General features: G+C 55.1%; 4 protein-coding genes and 1 pseudogene. All 5 read right to left on the bottom strand.

Features of this window, described 5'->3' with window-relative positions:
* A partial coding sequence (locus WBC85_RS16375) for an alpha/beta fold hydrolase (protein WP_424439783.1) occupies positions 1 to 694 on the bottom strand: 694 nt, incomplete at its 3' end.
* A 204-nt stretch (positions 695 to 898) separates the two neighbouring features.
* The gene (locus WBC85_RS16370) at positions 899 to 1660 is read right to left on the bottom strand and encodes an SDR family NAD(P)-dependent oxidoreductase (RefSeq protein ID WP_424439780.1); all 762 of its coding nucleotides are present in this window, start codon (positions 1658 to 1660) and stop codon (positions 899 to 901) included.
* 54 nt (positions 1661 to 1714) lie between these two features.
* Positions 1715 to 2323 (bottom strand): hypothetical protein, encoded by a 609-nt coding sequence (locus WBC85_RS16365; RefSeq protein ID WP_424439786.1) that lies wholly within the window; start codon positions 2321 to 2323, stop codon positions 1715 to 1717.
* Positions 2324 to 2340: 17 nt separating this feature from the next.
* Positions 2341 to 2769 (bottom strand): VOC family protein, encoded by a 429-nt coding sequence (locus tag WBC85_RS16360; protein ID WP_424439777.1) that lies wholly within the window; start codon positions 2767 to 2769, stop codon positions 2341 to 2343.
* A gap of 32 nt (positions 2770 to 2801) precedes the next feature.
* Positions 2802 to 3000: pseudogene (locus WBC85_RS16355) on the bottom strand (alpha/beta hydrolase); the annotation flags it as partial.

The following is a 3000-nucleotide window of genomic DNA, read 5'->3' as shown; positions in this document are numbered from 1 at the left end:
GCTGTGCGAGCCATTCCAGAATGGCCTCGGTGGTGGCACCGGGATTTTCCAACGTTGGCAAATGGCCTGCATTGGAAATAACCTTGAGCTCGGCATAGGGAATGAGTTCGGCCATAAAAACATGACGCTTCACAGGGCAAAGCGCATCATGTTCGCCGCATAGAACCAATGCGGGCACCCTGCATTTGCGCAGGGTCGATTGCTGATCGCGTCGCCGTTGAAGCGCGCGCGACTGGCGCACGAAAACCTCTGGCCCCATCGTAGCGGCCATATCCATCACGAGATTGAGCACATCAACCCGTTGTGGACCGGGCGCAAGGTAGTTCGGCTTCATTTCGTCGCGCATCACCTCATGAAGTCGCCCAGAACGTGCGCCAATGATTTGTGGCTCCCGTGCGGCTGCGACTTGCGGCGTTTCTGGCAACGGGTTCGTATCCATCAACGCAATGCGCATAACCCGTTCGGGCGCGCGTCGCAGAATTTCCATTGCAACGATACCGCCCATGGATAGTCCCGCCAGCGCAAATTTTGCGGGTAGAACAGCAAGCAATTCGGACGCAATTTCCTCAATCCGCTCGCCTTGCGAAATCGGGGCGCACATCACAGCGCGATCTGCCGAAAGCTCTGCGATTTGCGGTCCGAAAAGGCGCGCATCGCACATCATCCCGGGTAGAAAAACGACGGGTTCCTTCATCAGATCACGCGTGCCAGATTACTGGCGCATGAACTACGCGAAACGTGTCATTTTTTGTGAACTCACTCAATTTTGCATTCCTAACTGACTCATTCACAGAGTGATCCTTGAACAAGCGACGTGCAAGCAGATTGGATCGCCCGACACCCATTTGGGCAGTTATCTGTAACCCAATCGCCATTGAATCCAGCGCCAGCGCCTTTCCTATTCAGCGGTCCAACCACCATCCACCAGCAAAGAGGTACCAGTGACCATTCCCGCAGCATCGGAGGCCAAAAAGACCGCAGCGCCCATGATGTCTTCGACAACGCCAACGCGGGGCAATTTGATGTTGCGATCAATCCAGGCACGCTTTTCAGGATCTTCGAAGGTCGGCTTTGTCAGCTCGGTCAGAATGAATGTCGGGCAAATCGAATTGATCCGGATACCCGCAGGCCCGAATTCAATCGCCATGGCTTTGTTCATCCCCTCAACCGCATGTTTAGAGCTGCAATACACCGCGCGATCAATGCCCCCAACATGGGCCATTTGGCTGGAAATCTGAATGATCGAGCCACCAGTCCCTTGGGCAATCATCGCCTTCGCCGCTTGCTGCGCGATGAAATATGCGGCGCGCACATTGATGTTCATCACCGCGTCAAAATCATCTTCCGCCGTGTCGATTGCCGCGCTGTGACGTGCAAGTCCGGCTGAATTCAAAACGATATCAAAATGTTGCCCCTTAAACAGATCGCGCACGGCCTGAGTGTCGGTGACATCAAGCGCATAGGCATCTGCCTGATAACCAGCGCTGCGCACCTCGTTGACGACACCGCTTAATGTGTCAGCACTGCGCGCAGCAAAGGTGACATGCGCGCCCGCTTCAGCATATGCAACAGCGCAGGCCATGCCGATCCCTCGCGATGCCCCCGTCACCAGCGCGCGTTTGCCATCCAATCGAAATGAGGGAGTTTTTGGGAGTGTCATCGCAGCTGCCTTGGTTGGGATTTTTGCCAAGCTACGCCTGCGGTTTTGCGGTGTCTAGGGCGACTTTAGGCCGCGAAACTTGGGAAAGTCACTATAACGCGCTTGGCGTTGCGCCAAAGTTTCCCTCGGGGTTGAATGGGCCTTCAGCAACGTCCCTTTCGGCGCGATATAACTATCAATGCGGCGTGCAGGTTCAGCGCGCCAGGACAGATTGAACGCACAAAGCTTGGGGAAAAACCATGCCTCGCCAAAGGGGAGATGATCGTAAAGCCAATAGGCCAAGTCACGCCAATCACGCCCTGTTTCATACTGATCGGCAAACCATGGAATCACGATTGACGCCCCTGCCACCTCTACGTCGGGCAAGTCCCAGATATGGCACTCAAGCGGGTAATCATTGCGCGCGCAGTTGAGCCGGTTCTCATTGCCAAACCGGTTCAACTCAGGCGAGCGATAGCCTGAACGCACCGCAACCCGCCCGAAGGTTTCCTCTAGCGGATCAAGAAGCGTTGTGCAGAACGCCTGCCCGCGCGCCACTGCCAAATCTGGAACCGCAGGGATGTTCGGGATGGAATGAATGTTGCCGATCTCTGAATAAAGAAATTCGCGCATGTAGAAATACTTCGATAAGCGCACCCGCCCCAAGGTTTCGAGCGACCACATCGAAGCGGGGCGCCGCATCAGCTATGCCCGTTCCAGCGGAATGCTCCATCCTCGCGAAGGGGCGAAAACGGGTTGTGCGCAACTTCCCAGATATGTCCGTCAGGATCGGCGAAATAGCCATTGTAACCACCCCAAAACACCGCGGAGGCGGGGCGCAAAACCTTCGCCCCTGCCCGTTTGGCCGCATTCATCACCTCATCCACTTGGGATTTTTCGCGGCAATTATATCCAAGCGTTGATCGTCCCGCGCCAAGTTCGGCCACGTCCAGCCCGATATCTTCGGCCAGTTTTTCAAGTGGGTAAAGCCCAAGCGTCTGCCCAAGCAAATCATAGGCGATCACGCCATCTTGCGTGTCGACGCGGTTCCAACCCAAAGCATCATAAAATGCCGAAGATCGCTCCATATCCAAAGTGCCCAAAGTGATAAGGCTTACCCGTTGTTCCATGATGCTAACTTTCTCCGAAAAAATATTGCCGGTTACTGCCCAAGGGTGTTTTTTGCCCATGCGATCATGGCATTCGCCGCAACTTCTGTTTGATTTGGCGAAAGGATATCCCCTGCAATGACATGATTGTAGGGATCATCGCCATCGGCCAACTCCAGAACCAACAGCTCGGATGGGCCGCCCCATTCCTCGGCAACAGCGCGGTTCTTGGTAGGGCTGACAACCTTATCC

The sequence above is a fragment of the Planktotalea sp. genome (assembly GCF_049680325.1).
Classification (GTDB): domain Bacteria; phylum Pseudomonadota; class Alphaproteobacteria; order Rhodobacterales; family Rhodobacteraceae; genus Planktotalea.
Note: the sequence above shows the minus strand (reverse complement) of the source record. Positions and strands in the feature narration are given on the sequence as shown.

Coding starts and splice junctions, on each gene's coding strand:
- WBC85_RS16370 (WP_424439780.1), bottom strand. CDS start 1,660: ATGACACTCCCAAAAACTCCCTCATTTCGATTGGATGGCAAACGCGCG.
- WBC85_RS16365 (WP_424439786.1), bottom strand. CDS start 2,323: ATGTGGTCGCTCGAAACCTTGGGGCGGGTGCGCTTATCGAAGTATTTC.
- WBC85_RS16360 (WP_424439777.1), bottom strand. CDS start 2,769: ATGGAACAACGGGTAAGCCTTATCACTTTGGGCACTTTGGATATGGAG.